This window comes from Tenacibaculum sp. (genome assembly GCF_048269885.1).
In the GTDB taxonomy this organism is placed as follows: domain Bacteria; phylum Bacteroidota; class Bacteroidia; order Flavobacteriales; family Flavobacteriaceae; genus Polaribacter.
This window is the reverse complement of the sequence record NZ_JBLWTZ010000008.1, coordinates 89,322-107,860: the sequence shown is the minus strand read 5'-3', so window position 1 is coordinate 107,860 and position 18,539 is coordinate 89,322. Positions and strand designations below refer to the sequence as shown.

Sequence of the window (18,539 nt, the reverse complement as noted above, 5' to 3'; positions counted from 1 at the left end):
CAACATTGTTGGTAATTTACTGCACTTTATTTATCAATTCGTCTAAAGAACAAGTAGTTTGCTCTCCTGTAGACATATTTTTAACAACAAGCGTACCATTTTCAACGGTGGTCACTACAAACTCAATTTCTCTATTGGTAGCGTATTTCCACTGCTTTTTTTGCTGATTGTTGCTGCTTGCCACGTCTGGATACATTTCTGACTTGATATTGTTTTGTCTTAATGTTTTAATGGCTTTTATTTTATCTAAACTCTCGTTTTCGTCAAAGTTTAAGAACAATACTTTCGGTTTTGGCAATTCTACTGCTTCAAACAGTCCTAATTCTTCCATCACCAAGTAAATTCTATCCAACCCGAAAGATATTCCTACTCCAGAAACATCTTTTAAACCGAAAATACCTGTCAAGTCGTCATAACGACCTCCACCTCCGATAGACCCCATTTTTACACCTTCTGGAGCGGCTACTTCATAAATAGCTCCTGTGTAATAGTTCAATCCTCTAGCTAAGGTTACCTCTAATTCTAAACTAGCTGAATCTAGTCCAATACTTTCTACATTATCAACTACGGTTCTTACATCAGCTACTCCTTGTAATCCTTCTTCCGACCCTTGTAACATAGCTTCTAAAGAAGCTAACTTATCTTGATTACTTCCAGAAAAATTAAATAACGGATCCACTTTTTCAATGGCTTCAGCAGAAATCCCTTTCTCCAACATCTCTTTAACCACACCGTCTTTCCCTATTTTATCTAACTTATCTAAAGCCACTGTAAAATCAATCAACTTGTCTGATGCACCAATTACCTCAGCTATTCCAGACAAGATTTTTCGGTTATTGATTTTGATAGTCGTACCGTTCAATCCTAACTTACTAAAAACGGTATCATATAATTGTACAAACTCAACTTCTTGCCATAGTGAAATACTTCCTACCACATCGGCATCACATTGATAAAACTCGCGGAAACGTCCTTTTTGAGGTCTATCCGCTCTCCAAACTGGTTGAATTTGGTAACGTTTAAAGGGAAACGTAATTTCGTTTTGGTGTTGTACTACGTAACGTGCAAATGGCACTGTTAAGTCGTAACGTAAGGCTTTTTCAGAAATTTTTGAAGTAACTTTTTGACTGTCTTTATTTGCCAATAAGTTTTCATCTACTTTCTTCAAATAATCACCAGAATTCAAGATTTTAAAAATCAATCTATCCCCTTCTTCACCATATTTTCCCATTAATGTAGAAGAGTTTTCAAAACTTGGTGTTTCAATAGGTTGAAATCCGAAATTTTCAAATGAATGTTTAATTGTATTGAAAATATAGTTTCTCTTTGCTACTTCTGTTGATGAAAAATCTCTTGTTCCTTTTGGGATTCCTGGTTTCATTTTATTAGTTTTTAGTCGTTAGTTCTTAGCTGTTAGTTTTTAGTTGTTTGCTGTTAGCCATAAGTTGTACTAAGCATTAACGTATAATTATGATTTTTTCAATTAGGAGTTAATTGACAATTCGTAATTTGTTCTGCGTTTTAGCCTGCAAATATCCGAAAAAAATATGAAGAATAATGTTATTTAGCGCTTGCTTTATTTTTACGTTTTAAACGGTAAATTGTAGCATTCAACTCAAAGCCTAAGAGTAGGATTATGGCGTTTAACCACACGAACAACATTAAAATTAACAGGGTACCAATTGAACCGTATAGTTGGTTGTACTGTGCAAACTTTACTACATAAATTCCAAATAAATAAAAAGTAAACATGGATACCACGGTAGTTAAAATAGCACCTGGTGAAAAGAATTTCACTTCTTTCCCTTGTTTGGTTCCGTATCTAAAAAGTAGGGATACAATGGTAAAAATCATCACTAAAAACAAAAAACCTCTTCCGTAGTAAAACAAATCTAAATCTCCTGTATTTAACCATCCAAACTTATGGATTCTTGTTAGTGCTATTTGATAAAAAATAATCAGTGTTACGGTAACGATTAAGAAAAAAGACATGAGTAACGATACTGCTAACGAAACAACATAAGCTCTAAAAACGCTTCTCATTTCTGTTACATGATACGAATATTCAAACCCACCAAATATGGCGTTTACTCCGTTAGTCATTAAAAAGATAGACGCTAAAAAACCGAATGATAATAAGCCTCCGTACTGATTGTTAATGATATCTTTTATCACAAAATCTACCGCTTCAAAGGTTTTTGGTGGTAACGCTTCTTGCATTAATGAGAGTAGTCCGTCTTGAAATCCTTCAATCGGGATGTAGGGAATGAGCGTTAAAATGAATAATAAGAATGGAAAGATTGCCATAAAGAAACTAAAAGCAATCCCTCCTGCCCTTGTTGTTAATGCTCCTTTTACAATACCAATAACATACATTTCGAGTACATCGTACAAAGACATTCCTTCTAACCCCGGAATTTTAATCTTCTTTCCAAAGGCCACGAGCCAGTTTATTACTGGAATTTTCTCAAGGTTTTCTTCTATTTGTTTAGTCATTTTTGTTAGCTGCTGGCTTTTGGCTCTATGCTATTAACTTTTAATTTTTCGTTTTTCACTTTCAACTTTGCATCTTTCAAACTTTTTCACTTTCAAATTTTACTCCACCACAATATCATACTTATACAATAACCCTATTATGTTTTCATTGGAAAATTTTGCTTTTTTAACCCTATTATTTTCAGGGTCGATTGCAAAATTAGTGGCAGTTGTAAGATCTGCTTTTTCTAAATTCGTCTGATCAAAAATTGCTCCTTTTAAATCACACTCTTTAAAAAAACCTCTACTTAGATCAGCTTCAACAAAATCTACTTCTTGCAAATTACAACTTATAAATTTTGTAGTAGGAATTTTTAATTGGTAAAAAGACGATAAGTTTAGTTGGCAGTTATGAAAACTCATTTCTAGCAAAAAGTTGTTGCATTCATTAAACTTTACCCCAACCATTTTACAGTTTTCAAAAGTGCAATCTTTAAAAAAAGTGTGGTTTACCACTGTATTGCTAAAATTACAGTTGATAAACGCACACTCTAAGAATTCAATATTGGAAGCATGTACGTTCTCGAAATTGCAATTCTCAAACGTACAGCTGTCATATTCTCCTTTGTTGATTTTCGTGAGTGTAAAATCAACTTTTGTGAACGTTTCGTTGTCAAAGAAATCATTCATTTATTGTAATCCTCTCGCTTTTAACATTGGTTCAGCTTGTGGATCTCTTCCTGCGAAAACTTTATACATTGCTGCATAGTCCATCGTGTTTCCTTTCGATAAGATTTGTTCTCTAAACTTCTGACCGTTTTCTCTGGTTAACAATCCGTTGTTTTTAAACCAATCGTAGGCATCGTGACTTAACATTTCTGTCCATAAATACGAGTAGTACCCTGCACCGTATCCTCCGCTAAAAATATGTGCGAAATAGGTTGAACGGTATCTTGGTGGCACCTCATCAATCTTCAACTTCATTTTAGCTAATGCTTCTTCTTCAAATTTAGCTACATCTTCAATGTTTGTATCTGCTGAAATAGTGTGCCATTGCATATCTAAATTAGAAGATGCTAAGTTTTCAATAATTGAATATCCTTGATTGAACGTTCCTGCATTCTTAATTTTTTGTAATAAGGCATCTGGAATCACCTCTCCTGTTTTATAATGTAAAGCATAGTTATTTAACACCTCTGGATGTGTTGACCAGTTTTCATTGAACTGCGAAGGAAACTCTACAAAGTCTCTTGCCGTACTTGTTCCTGAAATGGATGCATATTTTTGGTTTCCGAATAACCCGTGTAACGCGTGTCCGAACTCATGGAAGGTAGTTTCTACATTATCAAAACTGATTAATGCTGGTTCTCCTTCTGCTGGTTTAGGGTAGTTACAAACGTTGTAAATTACTGGTTTTTGTCCTCTTAATTTCGATTGTTTTACAAAAGCTCCCATCCACGCACCACCGCGCTTACTGTCTCTTGCAAAGAAGTCTCCGTAGAACAATCCTAACTTGCTTCCGTCTTCTTCAAAGATTTCATACACTACTACATCTGGGTGATAGGTAGGAATATCGGTACGCTTTTTAAAGGTGATTCCGTATAATTTTGTAGCAGCGTAAAACACCCCTTTTTCTAATACGTTGGTTAACTCAAAATATGGTTTTACCTCGTCTTCGTTTAAGTTATATTTAGACTTACGTACTTTTTCAGCAAAATGATTCCAATCGTATGGTGCTAAAGTAAAATCGTTTCCTTCTTTGTTGATTTCTGCTTGAATTTCTTTCGTTTCAGCAGCTACTTTTGCTAACGACCCCGGAATTAATCCGTTGAACATTTCAAAAACTTTATCTGGTGTAGCTGCCATTGTTCCTTGTAAACTCCAGCTTGCAAAGTTGTCAAAACCTAAGATTTGCGCTTTTTTAGCACGTAACGATGCCATTTTCTTTACCAAGTCGCTTGTGTTATACTCACCTGCATCTGTTCTGTGAATAGATTTTTCGAACAATTGTTTACGAACTTCTCTGTTTTCTAAAGTTTGTAATAAAGGTTGTTGTGTGGTATTAATCAGTTGGATTTCGTACTTACCGTCTTTTTCTAAACCTTTAATTGTTTCTTCTGAAAGTCCTTTTAACTGTTCTTTATCGGTAACGGTTACCCCTCCTTTTTTACTCGCGTCTAGTAACTTTTTTCCGAAGTCGTTAGATAAACTTGCTAATTCTGCATTGATTTCTTTTAACTCGTTTTTCTTTTCTTCAGATAAGTTAGCTCCTGCTTTTACAAACTTTTTATATTGTTCTTTTACCAAGTGTTTAGACTCCGCATCCAATTCTAGATTCTCTAAATTATCGTGTACCGCTTTTATTTTTTCAAACAACTTAGTGTTTAATAAAATTTCATCGTTGTGTTTAGAAAACTTAGGTGCTAATTCTTTTTGATTGTCTTTAATCGTATCGTTTGTATGTGCTCCTGCTAATGCATAAAAAACAGCCGTAGCATTGTCTAACGTTTTGCTACTTTCTTCAAGTGCAACAATGGTATTTTCAAATGTTGGCGCTTCTGTATTTGCTATAATTTTAGCTATTTCTTCATTTTGAACTTCCATACCTTTTAAAATTGCAGGCATAAAGTGTTCGTTCTTTATTTTAGTAAAATCTGGTGCTCCAAAGTCTAAAGAACTTTTTACTAATAATGGATTTTCTACCATGTTTGAAGTGGTTTCTTTTTTAGTTTGCTCTGTTTTACACGACATCGCTACTACTAGCGTTGCTATGAGTAATAGTTGTTTTTTCATGATGTATTAGGTTATATTAATCGACCGCTTTTAAGCTTAAATCCATATTGTATACTGAATGTGTTAAGGCTCCAGACGAAATAAAATCAACCCCACATTCTGCATATTCTCTAATGGTTTTTTCATTGATTCCTCCAGAAGATTCTGTTAAGCATTGCTCGCCTATCATAGCTACCGCCTTACGGGTATCTTCATAGTTAAAGTTGTCTATCAAAATTCTGTACACTCCTTCGTTTTGTAAAATTTCTTCTATTTCTTCTAGGCTACGTGCTTCTACAATTATTTTAATATCCAATCCTTTTTCTGCTAGGTACTTTTTGGTTTTGGTAATGGCTTGTGTAATTCCGCCAGCAAAATCGATGTGATTGTCTTTAATCATTACCATATCGTATAAAGCAAATCGGTGGTTTTCTCCGCCTCCTATTTTTACCGCCCATTTTTCTAAAGCACGAATTCCTGGTGTGGTTTTACGGGTATCTAACACCTTGGTTTTGGTTCCTTCTAATAAATTGGCAAAAAACTTAGTTTTGGTGGCAATAGCACTCATACGTTGCATGGCATTTAGTACCAAACGTTCTGCCATTAATATGGATTGTGATTTTCCTGATACATAAAAAACAATATCTCCGTACTTTACGGGTGAGCCATCATTAATCAACGTTTCTACTTTTAAATCGGCATCTACATAGTTAAACACCATTTTGGCAAATTCTACTCCAGCTATTATTCCTTCGTCTTTTACTAATAGTTTTGCTTTTCCTGTTGCCTCGGCAGGTATGCATGATAATGAGGTATGGTCTCCATCTCCTATATCTTCTCTAATAGCATTGGCTATAATTAAATCTAACTCTTTATTAAATTGTTCTTGTGAAATCATAGTATTGAATTGTTGAGGTAAAAATACAATTATTTTTAGTTCTCTGTTTTGAGTTCTCTGCTTATTGTTGTGTAATTTTTACGGTTTCTTTACTAACAAAATTCTAAACCTATTACAGGTTGTTTTTCATTTTCTACTACTTTGTGTGTATGGTATTTGTTTAGCGTATTATCTTACACTTTTTACATCGTACATTTTGAGAAAATTCTGTCAATTCGAGTGAATTTTACGAGTGAAATGAGTGAAGTTTGTATCGAGAATAAGAGTTGTAGTGTTTAGATTTGTTCTCGATAGTTCTATTGAGCGAGGTCGATGTACGATTTTCGTACTTCAAAATCACTCGAACTGATAGTTTCCTATTTTTGGTCTCTAAAGGCATCAACTGGTTTAATCTATTCGTTTTCTTTGCTTGTCCAAAGAAAAGAATCAAAAGAAAAGACACTTTTTCTTAGGAATTTTTCAGTTTTCACTGAAAACCATTTGTCAAACTTTGCTTTGTTTTTTCATTAAAAAACAACTGAATTTCAAAGCTTTGACTGCATTATTCTTGAGAAAAAGAGTTATATTGTTTAAGTTAGTTCTCGATAGTTCTACTGAGCGAAGTCTATGTACGATTTTCGTACTTCAAAATCACTCGAACTGATAGTTTTCTATTTTTGGTCTCTAAAGGCACCTACAGATTTGACACTCTTGATTTATTTTCTTGCTTTTACGACTGTTTTTTACTTCTTCTTGTTTGTTTTTTATATTTTGCTTTCTAAAAACTAACTGAATTTTAAAACTTACGTGTTGTAAAGAATAAGAAATCTTCTTTCAACCTTTAACTACTCTTATATCATGGCTATAAACTATCCTTTTGGTCTTCCGTTAAAACATAATTTTGCTGAGTTTGTACACTACAACGGTTTATTTCTTCCGCATGAAACGGATAGAATTTTGAATTTATGGAATGAGAATCAAAAAATTAAGGCTACGCTTAGCGGATCTGATACTTATGATGATGAGCTTAGAAAAAGCGATGTGATGTTTATTGAAAATACGCCTGAAAATGAATGGATTTACAACCGATTGGCAGGGTTGGCTATTCAGTGTAATAACGAACGGTATTGGTTTGACTTGTTGGGGTTTCATAACAATTTGCAATTAGCTAGCTATACTGAGGGTGATTTTTTTGATTGGCATTTGGATTTTGGTGCGGGTGAAATTTCTGATAGAAAACTGAGTATTTCCATGCAGTTATCTGATTCTGATGAGTATGAGGGTGGTGATTTACAGTTTATGCTGAATCAAAAAATTGTAAGTGCTCCTAGAGAGAAAGGGACCATCATTGTTTTTCCTTCTTTTATGATGCATCGTGTAACTCCTATTACTAAAGGGGTTCGTAAGTCTATTGTGGGTTGGGTTGCAGGACCTCCGTACAGGTAGTTTTTTAGTCTTTAGTTATTAGTTGTTAGTGCTTAGTTGTTAGCTCTTAGCGATTAGCTCTTGGTAATTAGTGACTTATCTCTATGTAAAGCTCTTACAATGTTACGGCAGTTGCCTTTGATAAAAAGGTCTGTGCCGTAGTGTCTTCAGAGCATGCCGTGATATTAGCGACCCGTGCCGTAGTGTCTGCGGAGCATGCCGTGATATCAGCGACCTATGCCGTGGTGTCTGCGGAGCACGCCGTGATATTAGCGACCCATGCCGTGGTGTCTGCGGAGCATGTCGTGATATCTGCGACCCGTGCCGTAGTGTCTGCGGAGCATGCCGTGATATCAGCGACCTTGACTACTACATCTGAAATCGTTAATGACACCTAAAACTACTTTTATTACTTAAATAGTTTGACTTATGGGATTCCGTAAGAATGTGTGCATGCTTTGTGTTAGGTTCGCAGGGATTGTATAATTAATTAACTAATAGCGATAACTCGTTAATAACTTTATTTCAAGTAAAGTATTGGTTTTATTATATTTGGTAGCGTATGAAAATTGCTAAGCTTTATGATATCACATGCTTTTATCGGGATAAAAGAAGTAACGTTTGACATAAAACTAGTTGTGCATAATTACACAAAATGAAAATAGTACTTGATTCAAACATAATAATAGCTGATTTTTGGATGGAATCTACAAACTTTACGATTCTTTTTGAAAGTGCTAAAAACGGAAGTATTGAAATATACATTCCAGAAGTTGTAATTGATGAAATTAAAAATAAATATTCTCAAAGATTAAAGAAATCTAAAACCGATATTAAAACTGAACTTAATAAGTTTAACAAATTATCTAAACAAAATATTGGTGAAATATTAATAGATCAAAATATAAATGATGCAATTGAAAAATACGCTATACATCTTGATAAAATAATTAGAGATAATAAAATTCAAATTCTGCCATATCCGAAAGTTAGCCACAAGTTTATTGCTAAAAAAGCAATAAAAAAAACTAAGCCTTTTAATGCTAATGAAAAAGGATATAGAGATAATCTAATTTGGGAAAACATAAAGAACTTGCTCACAGACGAAGAACTTGCTGTAGCATTTCCTGAATTAGTTTTTATAACAAATAATCACAAGGATTTTTCCGAAAACAATACTCGAATTCCGCATAAAGAATTATTAAAGGAATTAGAAGAACGTGAATTTTCTACTAAATCAGTTGTTATCTACCCAAGTCTAAGTGAATATAATGATAAACAAGGGAAACTTTTCTTTGAACAAGCAACAATTTTTGAAGAGAAATTAAAAGCAGGTGAATTTTACGATTTAGATTTAACACAAATCACAAGTAAATACTTATTTGAAAACTTCGTTGGATCAGAATTGCATATGTATGATGTAGATGTCCCTAAAAACTATAGCGAGCCAACTGTGAGAAGTATATCTGAAGACTACAAAGTAGAAATAGAATCAGTGAAAAAGTTAAATAACAATCAATTCATTATTGATGTTAAATTTGAAGTTGAAGCGGAGATTGATTTTTTTGTAGATAAACACGAATATTATTATTTGAATGAAGAACATTCTTTTTCAATAGAAGATTCTAACTGGAATAAATGGGTAATGTGGGCATCAGCATCAATTAATGTACCTCTTTCAATGATAATTATAATTAATAATGATTTAGAAATTATTAATTGTCAAATAGATAAAGTTAATGAAAACTATGCACAACAATATGTATAAAAAGTAGCTAATTAGGTGCTTAACCAAAAGATCCCTCTCTATTTACTAAGATCTTCAAATTTTGAATTTGGCTTTTAAAATGAATAAATTAAAAACAAAATATAAAAATTCGGTTCTGTGTTAATCCGAAAAGTTAGTCCCTTTTTGCATGTTAGGGCTAAATTAAAAAAACAAGAAACTTAATGAGTAATAAAACACATATTGAGAAAACAGGAGCCGAAACAAAATCAATTGGATTCGATTTTCAATACTACTTTTTCTTGTGGAAGTTATTAACCCTTAATAAAGGTGAATCTGTTGGTTTAGAGGTAAAAGATGATGTCCACACTGAACTAGAAAATGATATTAATATTTTTTATCAAGTTAAGCACTCTATACAAAAAAACAAGCAGGGTGACATAAAAAATATGACTGCCTCTGACACTGATTTATGGAAAACTCTATATAATTGGGCGAAAGTAATAAGTGATGAAAATGACAACAGAAAAGAAATAAAGTCACAATTGGAATTTGTTCATAAATCTCATTTTGTAATGTGGAGTAATAAAAACCACAGCTCTAAAAATCAAATTATTGATAATATAGAGCAACTAAAAAACAAGACAATTTCTATTGATCATTTTATCAAAAACATCAAGGAATTTGAGGAAAACTCAGAGAATGACACAATAAAAAATTACATTAACGAATTTTTACTTTTAGATAAAAATGTTCTTAATCATTATATATCAAAAATCACTTTTGAACTAGGAGAAGATGAAATACTTCAAAACTGTAAAGACGCAATAGAAACAAAGTTAATTCCAAAAAATAAAATTGATGATGTTTTCGCAAAAATTGATTCAAGAATAAGAGAAGATAATTTTATAGAAATTAAAACTGGTAATAAAATTCAAATCAGTTTTGAAGATTTTCAGAGAAAATACAGAAAATACTTTAATAATACTCGAACGGAACGCCTTCAAATTGTACCTCTAACTATTGATTTACCTGATAAACTAGAGAGCCAGACATTCATTAAACAGCTAGTAGAAATTAACGATATTAAAATTGACGATATAGATTTAATGGCTCAATTTACACGTTTTAAACTTAAACTAGAAAACAACATAGCTAAATGGTATACAGAAGGTGAAATAACAATAGAAGAGATTGATAACTATAGAAATGAAGCTATATTAAAATGGTCTAACAAATTTAGAGCATTAACTAATAAATCAGGTTTTAATAATGATTCAAGTTTGGATATAATAAATCACTTAAGAGAAGAAAATCTTAGAATTGATGGACAAGAATTAGGCACAGAATTAAGTAATGGAGAATTTTATTATTTATCAGATATTCCAAAAATTGGATGGAAAAAGGATTGGAAAAAACATAAAAAATGAATTTAGAAAATTACAACAATATTGGAATTACATCAATAGCCATAACCTCTGTTTTATCTTTATCTAAAGAGCTCTCTTTATCTAAAGCTCTACTTATTATGCCTTTATTTACAAGTAAAGCCTTAACAGCACATCTAGCAAGAAAAACAACAGAAATTAAAAGTATTGAAAAATTAATATCTGAAAAAACTCCTTTATTTTCAAATTTTAACAAAAGGTATTATGATACGTTAGCTAATTCACTAAATGCAATACAACTTTTAATTGAGACTAATAACATTGCAATTAAAAATGGTAATTTAATAAACCATCAACCATTTAAGTTTGAAAAAACTATGGGGAAAAGAGCTGGTAAAATAAATTCAGCCTCCCAAAATGTATCAAAATTACTAAATGAAAACACTGAAAAACTTTACTTAAATCTTAGAATTGAACTATGAAATATAATATTGAAAGAATAATTCTTTGGCTTAAGAATGGAAAAAAAAGAGAATTAGAGTTTAAACCGAACAAGGTTAATGTAATCACAGGAGATAGTAATACTGGAAAAACGGCTATTTTAGAAATAATAGACTATTGTTTTTTTTCTAGTAAATCAACAATTTCTGAAAGTATTATAAATGAAAATGTTTCTTGGTATGGTTTAAAATTAAACATAAATGATAAAAAATACACCATTGGAAGAAAATCTTTATTTGAAGGGAATGTTTCAAGTGAGTATTATTTTTCATCTACAGGTGAAGTTCCAATAACAATTCCAGAATCAAACAATACTGAGGAAAATATAAAATCACTAATAGAGACGGAATTTAGTATAGACAAAACAGTATCATTCCCTACTGGTTATGGTAGTAATAATATTAAAGTTGGTTCTAAGATTTCTTTACGATATTTTTTGATGTTTAATACTATTTCTCAAGACCTTATTACTAACTCGCGAGGAACATTTTTTGATAAGCAAAATGAATCGAGATATAGAGATGCATTACCTCGAATTTTTGATATCGCAACTGGTATAGAAAAAATAGAAAACATACTAAAAAAAGAAAAAAAAGTAGAATTAGAAAAGAAACTAACAAAACTAAAGCGTAAAGAATCTGAAATATCTAAAAAATCAGAATATTTTGAACGAGAACAAAAAGCATTAATTAAAAAGGCTAAAGAATTTTCTTTAATAAACCCTGACACAATTGAAAAAGAAGCAATAGGTGAATTAAATGAAGTTGTAAATGGGGCTGTAATAGAAACTGGAACAGGTATTGAAAGAGCAAAATTAGAAAAAGAAAGAAATATTGTTAAGAGGAAAATCAAAAATTTAAAAGATTTTACTAATGAATATTCTATTTTCAAAAAGAACCTAATAGATGTTGAAGACAGTTTAAAACCAATTTCTTTTATTCAGAGAGAAGCAGACAAAATAATTAAGACAAATAATTTCAAAATTCTTATTTCACAATTATCAACCGAGTTAAATGAAATAAAAGATGCTAGAAAAACAAAAACTCCAATTGACAAACAGGTTTTAGACGAAATATCTCAATTAAATTCACAATTGTCTTCTTTAGAAGATAAATTAGAATCCTTACCCAAAGAGAATAAAATTTTCGAAAATGAGAAGAAAAAATATATGTTTATTGGTGAAGTTAAAGCCAAGATAAGCTTATATTCAAAATCAGACACATCTCCATCTACTTCAGTAAAAGAAGAAATACAAAAAATAGAAGAAGAATTAAAATCAATAGTAATTACTAACACAGAGACAAAAAGAGAGTTAACAATAAAACTCATAGAAGAAATTATAAGAGAATATATGATAACCGTTGATAAGGCAATGGAAAACTATAAAGATTTCTTACCAGTTTTTGATTATAAAAACAAAGCTTTATTATTAAGAAAACCGAAAACAACGTTTTATGAAAATGTTGGAAGTAGTTCTAATCATATGTTTTTACATTTATTTTTCTCATTAGCAATGCACGAAATAATTTTTAAAAATGAATCTCCTTATGTAGCTCCTTTTTTAGTTATTGACCAACCAAGTAGACCTTATTACGGAGATGATGGTTTAAGAAAATTAGATGAAGACCATAGTGATGATTACAAAATAACTCAAGCTTTTAAATTATTAGATAAATTTATTCAAGAAAGAAACAATAATAATAGTGAATTCCAAATAATTGTATTTGAGCATATTTCGAAGAATCGGTTTAAGAATATGGAAAATATCCATCTTGTCGATAGTGAATTTAAAAACGGGAATGCCTTAATTCCGACAAGTATGATGTAATAATAACAAGCCTTAAACAAAAGGCTGAGATAAAAAAGTAAGTTTTGCAAATTTACCTCAAAGTAGTTTTATAGTTCATTTTATACAGTAAAACACTTTTTATTAATAACAAAAGCTTGTTTGTTAGCTTCTGATTTCCCTACTGAAAATCCTCGCTGATTTTCTATTTGGTTTGTATTTGTTAAATTGGGTGTTTAAAAACATGCACCTAATCTTATACAAAAACATTGTAAACAAGTAGAAAAACTTACTCAAAATTGATAAAAAAGATAGTATTTGGAATTTTAGCATTTATAGTCGGAATTGGGATAGCATACCATTCTGAGTCTTTTTTTCGTGACTTAATTCAGAATATTTTTATATGGTCAACTTCTGATACCATACAATTCATTGGTAAAAACTTTTTTGTTTTCTCTAACAAACTTTATTTCCTAACATTTGGAATTGGACTTCTGATTTTGACTCTTGAGAATATGAATCAAGAAACCATTCATATCATAAAAAACGTAATTATTTACCTAATACTTTTTGGGATTTTATTAATTGCTATTTCAGCAATAGATGCTAACATTAAAGTTATAGAATGTACAGCTTGTGAAAATGGCATTAGGAAATTACATTGGAATGAAGTAAAATATGAGCTTATTATAGGAACAAGTGCTATCATTTCTCTAATTCCAAGTCTGATTAGAATATTAAAAAGAAAGAAAAATCTGGCCCACAAGACTGTATAAAATTAATTGCTAGTTTAGTTACCTATAACGCACTACTTAACTGATACAAAATACCACGAAACACTGAAAATGATAAAAACACTGTTTTTAATGCTAACCTTTCTCCTTTAACTTTACTCGGACAACACTTAAAATACTGTGAATCGAAACAAGAAGTGAAATCTTATTTGAACGGAAAGTGGAAAATAAAAAATTCGGACTCAAAAACCATTTATCATTACTGGTTTGAAAAAGGACAGGGAAACCTAACCGAAATGGAACGAACCGAAAATGAAAACGAATATTTAATAATTGATGATCATCCTTTTGTTGATATCATCAAATATGATGAAGGATTCAAATTAAAATTTACAAGCTTATACAATAACTGGACTTCTGAATTAAAATATTTGAACTCAAATAGAATGATATTGGCTACCGGCAATAAAGAGGTTGAATATATTAAAGACCCTGAATAAAATAATGTAAACAGCAATACATAACCACAATTACGGCAGATTCGACTACGTCCGAATCCACTCGGAATTACTAACATATGCTCTAAACCGAAAAACAATACCTTTAACCTAGTAATTATTTGTTACACGAGGATTGTTAATAAACATCAAAAGTCTAATTCATCTCCTAACTTTTCTACAATTTTTTTAGTTAAACTATAAGGGAACTTATCCATTCTTTTGTAAAACTCAATAGCCCCAAGATTTTCTCTTTGTATTTTAAGTAAAGTACTACTGTCTTTACTAGTACCTTCATTTGTCAAATATGCAATTCTTTTTTTATCAAAACTCGTACCTTTATCTAACCTTTTTTTAATTTTATTAAAATCACTCAACTCTAAATATTCTTTACCATCATCAATAAAAGTGTTGAAAATCTCTATATATTCGTGAATATAAATTATTCTCCGATTATCAAATCTATTCCCAAAAAGTTCTTTTAACCATTTATTAAATGTTCTTTTATTAACATTAAATTCATCGGCTATTTCTTGTTTAGTTGTCTTAAAAAATATTTTTACAACTTCTTCTTTCTCAACTATATCTAAACCAAAAAAATCAGTAATATGAGATTCAATTATTACTCTATTTTCACTATAGAGCTTAGCCAATTTTAAAAACTGTTCTTTTGGTACTCTTTCAAATAAAGAGATTATTTTTTCTTCATTTTTACTAAGTTGATGAACAAAATCAGATATGTTATAGCTTTTCTTTATAACCTCAAAAACCTCTTTAAACAACTCCAAAACAGGAAACTGTTGTAAGAAACCATGTATTATTTCTTCATCATTTAAAGATGCTTTTTCCATCTCTTCAAACTTTTCTTCTGCCTTTTTATAATCGCCATCAAAAAGCACAATTATTAATACCCGAGGTATTAGAGGTATTAATAGTAAAAGTTCTTCTTCTTTTTCACCTAAAAGCTGTTTATAAATTTCTTCTATAATTCCACCAAACATGTATACATATAAAAAATAAGCTACTTACAAATATATAGTAAATAGCTTATTAGAATTAGTAATGATAAACAATCCAATTTCTATTTAGAGTTATTGGGGTTTAATTGATCTGCTCTGTTATCAAGATTATTTTGATAAGTAGTGTTTGTTCCACTTGTTCCTGAGTTTGAGTTACTAATATCAGCCTCATGATTTGAATCTCTCATATTATAAAAAATTTAATTAATATTAAGACAAATATATTTTGGAATATTAACCTTTTGCCAAATTATACACGATAGCAAAATATCAAAACAGGAGTCGAACCTACACTAACTTTAAGAGTTTATAAAACATTCGTAATTTTGCCATATGAAAATAAAACTACTCGCCATAGGTAAAACTGACAATAAGCAGTTACAGCAATTAATTGACGAATACCAAAACCGCTTAAAACATTACGTAAAGTTTGAGTTGGAGATTATTCCAGATATTAAAAACGTTAAAAACCTAAGCGAGGCGCAACAAAAAGAAAAAGAAGGCGAGTTAATTCTGTCTAAATTACAACCTACCGACCAACTAGTTTTATTAGACGATAAAGGAAAGCAACATACTTCCGTAGAGTTTTCACAATACTTACAAAAGAAAATGAACTCTGGTATTAAGCAACTAGTATTGGTAATTGGAGGTCCGTATGGTTTTTCTGAGGCTGTATATCAAAAAGCGCAAGGAAAGTTATCCTTATCAAAAATGACCTTTTCTCACCAAATGATTCGTTTATTTATTGTGGAGCAAATTTATCGTGGGTTTACTATTCTTCGTAACGAGCCTTATCATCACGAATAACTCTTATTAAGCTATTTATTCACATCAAATTTCATGTGAGTCAAAGCATTATGTTTTTAGTTTCTTGAAAAACACAGTAAAAAACATGTTAAAAAGTTATTTTTTTTTCGCATTTAGCCATACTTTTGCGCCCCGAAAAAACAAAAACTTAATACCATAAAATTACAATGAAAACACTAAGATTCTTAGTCACTTTAACTTTTTTCATAACGTTTACTTGCCAACAAGTAAATGCTCAAGATGACATTAAAGCTTTAAAAGCTCAGGTAAAAAACAAGAAAGATCAAATTAGCGCTAATGAAGAAATTTTAGTGAGTGGAGTTAGTGCTTTAAAACGTGTAAAAGGAAATTTAGAGCGTTTTAAAACAAGTAAAAAAGCTACAAAACAAGAAGTAGAAAGAAAAGAAAAAATTGTTGCTAACATGCAACAAAGACTAAGCAAACTAAACAGTCAAATTGATTTACACAAGAAAGATTTAGCGTCTCTTGAAAGAAAATTAGCTAGAAAACTTAAAAAAGAAGAAACTAAGGAAGCAGAGGTAAAAGAGGAAGCTAAAGCGACTACTGCAAGCACTGGTCTTGTGGTATATGAAGATAATATAAGTGATGAGCAGAAAGAGGTTCTTTTACAAAAACAAAAGCTTGAAGAGGCTCGTAAGAAGTTAGACGAAGAAAGAAAAGCTAGAGAGCTTGCTTATTTAAAAGAACAAGAGGCTTTACGTTTAGAGGAAGAAAAACTAAAACAATTAAGCAACCAAATTAAGGCTAAGGAACAAAACATTAGTAAAGAGAAAAACACCTTAATAAGTGATCTTGAAGATGATATTAGCATTAACGAAGAAATTTTAATTAGTGGTAAAGAAGGTTTAGCTAAAATGAAATCTAAATTAGAAGAGGCTAAGAAAGATGCTTCTACTTCTAAAGAGAGTATAGAAAGAAAACAAGCTATTATCAACAAAATTGAAAATCGCTTATTAAAAATTGAAAACGAAATTGATGCTAAAAAACAAGAGTTAGCAAAAATTAAAGGATAAAATTCCTGACTTTATACAATAAAAAAACTCCAAGCTTTTCGCTTGGAGTTTTTTGTTTTCTATAGATGTAGCTTTCTACCAAGAAACAGTTTTACAAAACTTATTGTATTTTAGTAATTCTTAGAATTTTAGAAGCTATTATTATTTACTAACCTATCTTTTTATTAACATGAAACACCCCCCGAATAAGCAAACTTCGTTACTCCTTACTCATTTATTTTTAATTGCCTTCATTACTTCGTGTTCAAACTCTAAAAACAAGGAAGCACAAACTAACAACCCAAAACCTGTAGAGCACAAAGACTCAGTAAACATTGCAGATGTCAAACAGTTTATAAGTCAGCGTCACTTACATGAAAAAACCTATGGCGGTTTAAATTTTACTACCGAACAGCAATGGGACAGTTTAAACAACATTTCTTACAAACCTATAACTCATAAAAAAGGAAACGTACATCCTAATTACCGTACATTTGGATGGCATGTATATTCCAACGGTTCTTCTTATAAAAGTTATAATTTTTCTATGCTTTGGGGAATTTCATACTTTTCTTATGCTCTTGAACCTAAAACCGGTAACTACAAAAGTATACACCAGTGGAAAACTACTTCGTTAATCGACAGTGCTCAAACAAAAGGTTGTAAAGTCTTTTTGTCTGTTACTAACTTTGGAAGCGAAAACAATGCTGTTTTTTTAAATAATTCAAAAGCGCAAACAACACTTATAGAGAACCTAGCTGAGTTACTTGCCTTAAGAAATGCTGACGGAATTAATATCGATTTTGAAGGTGTTGCAAAAGAAGATAGAAGTCAACTTACACAATTTATCATTAAGGTTTCTAAAAAGTTAAAAGAAAAGAATCCTAATTATAGCGTCTCTTTGTGTTTGTATGCTATTGACTGGAATGATGTGTTTGATATTCCTGCTATCAATCCGCATATCGATTTTTACACGCTAATGGGGTACGATTACTACGGAAGTTTTAGTAAAACTACTGGTCCTGTAACTCCTTTTAAATACAGTAAAAAATTCGGGAATGGTTTAGAAGCCTCCGTTACTTATTATAAAAACAAGGGAGTGTCTCTAGATAAATTAATTGCGGGACTTCCTTATTACGGTGCTGAATGGTACACTAAAAAACCTGAAATGGGCGCTAAAGTAACGAAGTTCAAATCGCATCCTCGTTATTATACCATACGAGATATGTATATTGATTCTTTACAAATTCCCGTTAAGTTTGATCCTAAAAGCGCTTCTAGCTATCTAATTATCAAAGACAGCAACCATGAATATAGACAACTATTTTTTGAAGACGTACAATCTCTTGCTTTGAAATACGACTGGATAAAACGCAATAAAATAAGCGGTGTCGGTATTTGGGCGTTGGGTTATGACAATGGCTATTCTCAACTGTGGGATTTGCTAGCTGAAAAGTTTTCTAAAGAGTAAAACGGTAACTTTTGAATAATAAAAAACTCCAAGGGTATCCTTGGAGTT

The 18,539-nt window shown here is 31.1% G+C and carries 17 protein-coding genes; 10 read left to right on the top strand and 7 right to left on the bottom strand.

Annotation, left to right across the window (positions count from 1 at the left end; genetic code table 11):
• Positions 1-16: 16 nt before the first annotated feature.
• The 5 genes from hisS to nadC all read right to left on the bottom strand — a co-directional run bounded on the left by hisS (position 17) and on the right by nadC (position 6,145).
• The gene (hisS, locus tag ACN0WY_RS08035; protein ID WP_417800033.1) at positions 17-1,381 is read right to left on the bottom strand and encodes a histidine--tRNA ligase; all 1,365 of its coding nucleotides are present in this window, start codon (positions 1,379-1,381) and stop codon (positions 17-19) included.
• 179 nt (positions 1,382-1,560) lie between these two features.
• On the bottom strand, positions 1,561-2,496 hold the full coding sequence (locus tag ACN0WY_RS08030) for a YihY/virulence factor BrkB family protein (protein WP_330489084.1): 936 nt from the start codon (positions 2,494-2,496) through the stop codon (positions 1,561-1,563).
• A gap of 99 nt (positions 2,497-2,595) precedes the next feature.
• Positions 2,596-3,165 carry a pentapeptide repeat-containing protein gene (locus ACN0WY_RS08025; protein ID WP_417800032.1) on the bottom strand — a complete coding sequence of 190 codons (570 nt, stop codon included), beginning with the start codon at positions 3,163-3,165 and terminating at the stop codon, positions 2,596-2,598.
• Complete coding sequence (locus ACN0WY_RS08020) at positions 3,166-5,268, bottom strand: M3 family metallopeptidase (RefSeq protein WP_417800031.1); 2,103 nt, start codon at positions 5,266-5,268, stop codon at positions 3,166-3,168.
• Between the two features lie 16 nt (positions 5,269-5,284).
• The gene (gene nadC / locus ACN0WY_RS08015) at positions 5,285-6,145 is read right to left on the bottom strand and encodes a carboxylating nicotinate-nucleotide diphosphorylase (protein WP_417800030.1); all 861 of its coding nucleotides are present in this window, start codon (positions 6,143-6,145) and stop codon (positions 5,285-5,287) included.
• Between the two features lie 837 nt (positions 6,146-6,982).
• Between nadC and ACN0WY_RS08010 the strand changes: the two genes are divergently transcribed.
• The 7 genes from ACN0WY_RS08010 (at position 6,983) to ACN0WY_RS07980 (ending at position 14,184) form a co-directional block, all read left to right on the top strand.
• On the top strand, positions 6,983-7,570 hold the full coding sequence (locus tag ACN0WY_RS08010; RefSeq protein ID WP_417800029.1) for a 2OG-Fe(II) oxygenase: 588 nt from the start codon (positions 6,983-6,985) through the stop codon (positions 7,568-7,570).
• Between the two features lie 634 nt (positions 7,571-8,204).
• On the top strand, positions 8,205-9,317 hold the full coding sequence (locus ACN0WY_RS08005) for a PIN domain-containing protein (RefSeq protein WP_417800028.1): 1,113 nt from the start codon (positions 8,205-8,207) through the stop codon (positions 9,315-9,317).
• 182 nt (positions 9,318-9,499) lie between these two features.
• Entirely contained in the window at positions 9,500-10,705 is a 1,206-nt protein-coding gene (locus ACN0WY_RS08000) for a hypothetical protein (RefSeq protein WP_417800027.1), read from the top strand.
• Positions 10,702-11,145 (top strand): three component ABC system middle component, encoded by a 444-nt coding sequence (locus tag ACN0WY_RS07995; protein WP_330489079.1) that lies wholly within the window; start codon positions 10,702-10,704, stop codon positions 11,143-11,145. The genes ACN0WY_RS08000 and ACN0WY_RS07995 overlap by 4 nt, the downstream gene beginning before the upstream one ends.
• Positions 11,142-12,992: a DUF3732 domain-containing protein gene (locus ACN0WY_RS07990; RefSeq protein WP_417800026.1), complete on the top strand. Its 1,851-nt coding sequence runs from the start codon at positions 11,142-11,144 to the stop codon at positions 12,990-12,992. The genes ACN0WY_RS07995 and ACN0WY_RS07990 overlap by 4 nt, the downstream gene beginning before the upstream one ends.
• 257 nt (positions 12,993-13,249) lie before the next feature.
• On the top strand, positions 13,250-13,726 hold the full coding sequence (locus ACN0WY_RS07985) for a hypothetical protein (RefSeq protein WP_417800025.1): 477 nt from the start codon (positions 13,250-13,252) through the stop codon (positions 13,724-13,726).
• A gap of 155 nt (positions 13,727-13,881) precedes the next feature.
• Entirely contained in the window at positions 13,882-14,184 is a 303-nt protein-coding gene (locus ACN0WY_RS07980; protein ID WP_417800024.1) for a hypothetical protein, read from the top strand.
• Between the two features lie 146 nt (positions 14,185-14,330).
• On the opposite strand, the gene ACN0WY_RS07975 is transcribed toward ACN0WY_RS07980, so the two are convergent.
• The gene (locus tag ACN0WY_RS07975) at positions 14,331-15,182 is read right to left on the bottom strand and encodes a hypothetical protein (RefSeq protein WP_417800023.1); all 852 of its coding nucleotides are present in this window, start codon (positions 15,180-15,182) and stop codon (positions 14,331-14,333) included.
• Between the two features lie 80 nt (positions 15,183-15,262).
• Entirely contained in the window at positions 15,263-15,388 is a 126-nt protein-coding gene (locus tag ACN0WY_RS07970; protein WP_330489074.1) for a hypothetical protein, read from the bottom strand.
• 145 nt (positions 15,389-15,533) lie between these two features.
• On the opposite strand from ACN0WY_RS07970, the gene rlmH reads away from it, so the two are divergent.
• The 3 genes from rlmH (at position 15,534) to ACN0WY_RS07955 (ending at position 18,491) form a co-directional block, all read left to right on the top strand.
• Positions 15,534-16,007, top strand: a complete 474-nt coding sequence (rlmH, locus tag ACN0WY_RS07965) for a 23S rRNA (pseudouridine(1915)-N(3))-methyltransferase RlmH (RefSeq protein ID WP_417800022.1) — start codon at positions 15,534-15,536, stop codon at positions 16,005-16,007.
• A 167-nt stretch (positions 16,008-16,174) separates the two neighbouring features.
• A complete protein-coding gene (locus ACN0WY_RS07960; protein ID WP_417800021.1) occupies positions 16,175-17,041 on the top strand; it encodes a hypothetical protein in 867 nt (288 codons plus the stop codon).
• A gap of 169 nt (positions 17,042-17,210) precedes the next feature.
• Positions 17,211-18,491 (top strand): glycosyl hydrolase family 18 protein, encoded by a 1,281-nt coding sequence (locus tag ACN0WY_RS07955; protein ID WP_417800020.1) that lies wholly within the window; start codon positions 17,211-17,213, stop codon positions 18,489-18,491.
• Positions 18,492-18,539: the final 48 nt, after the last annotated feature.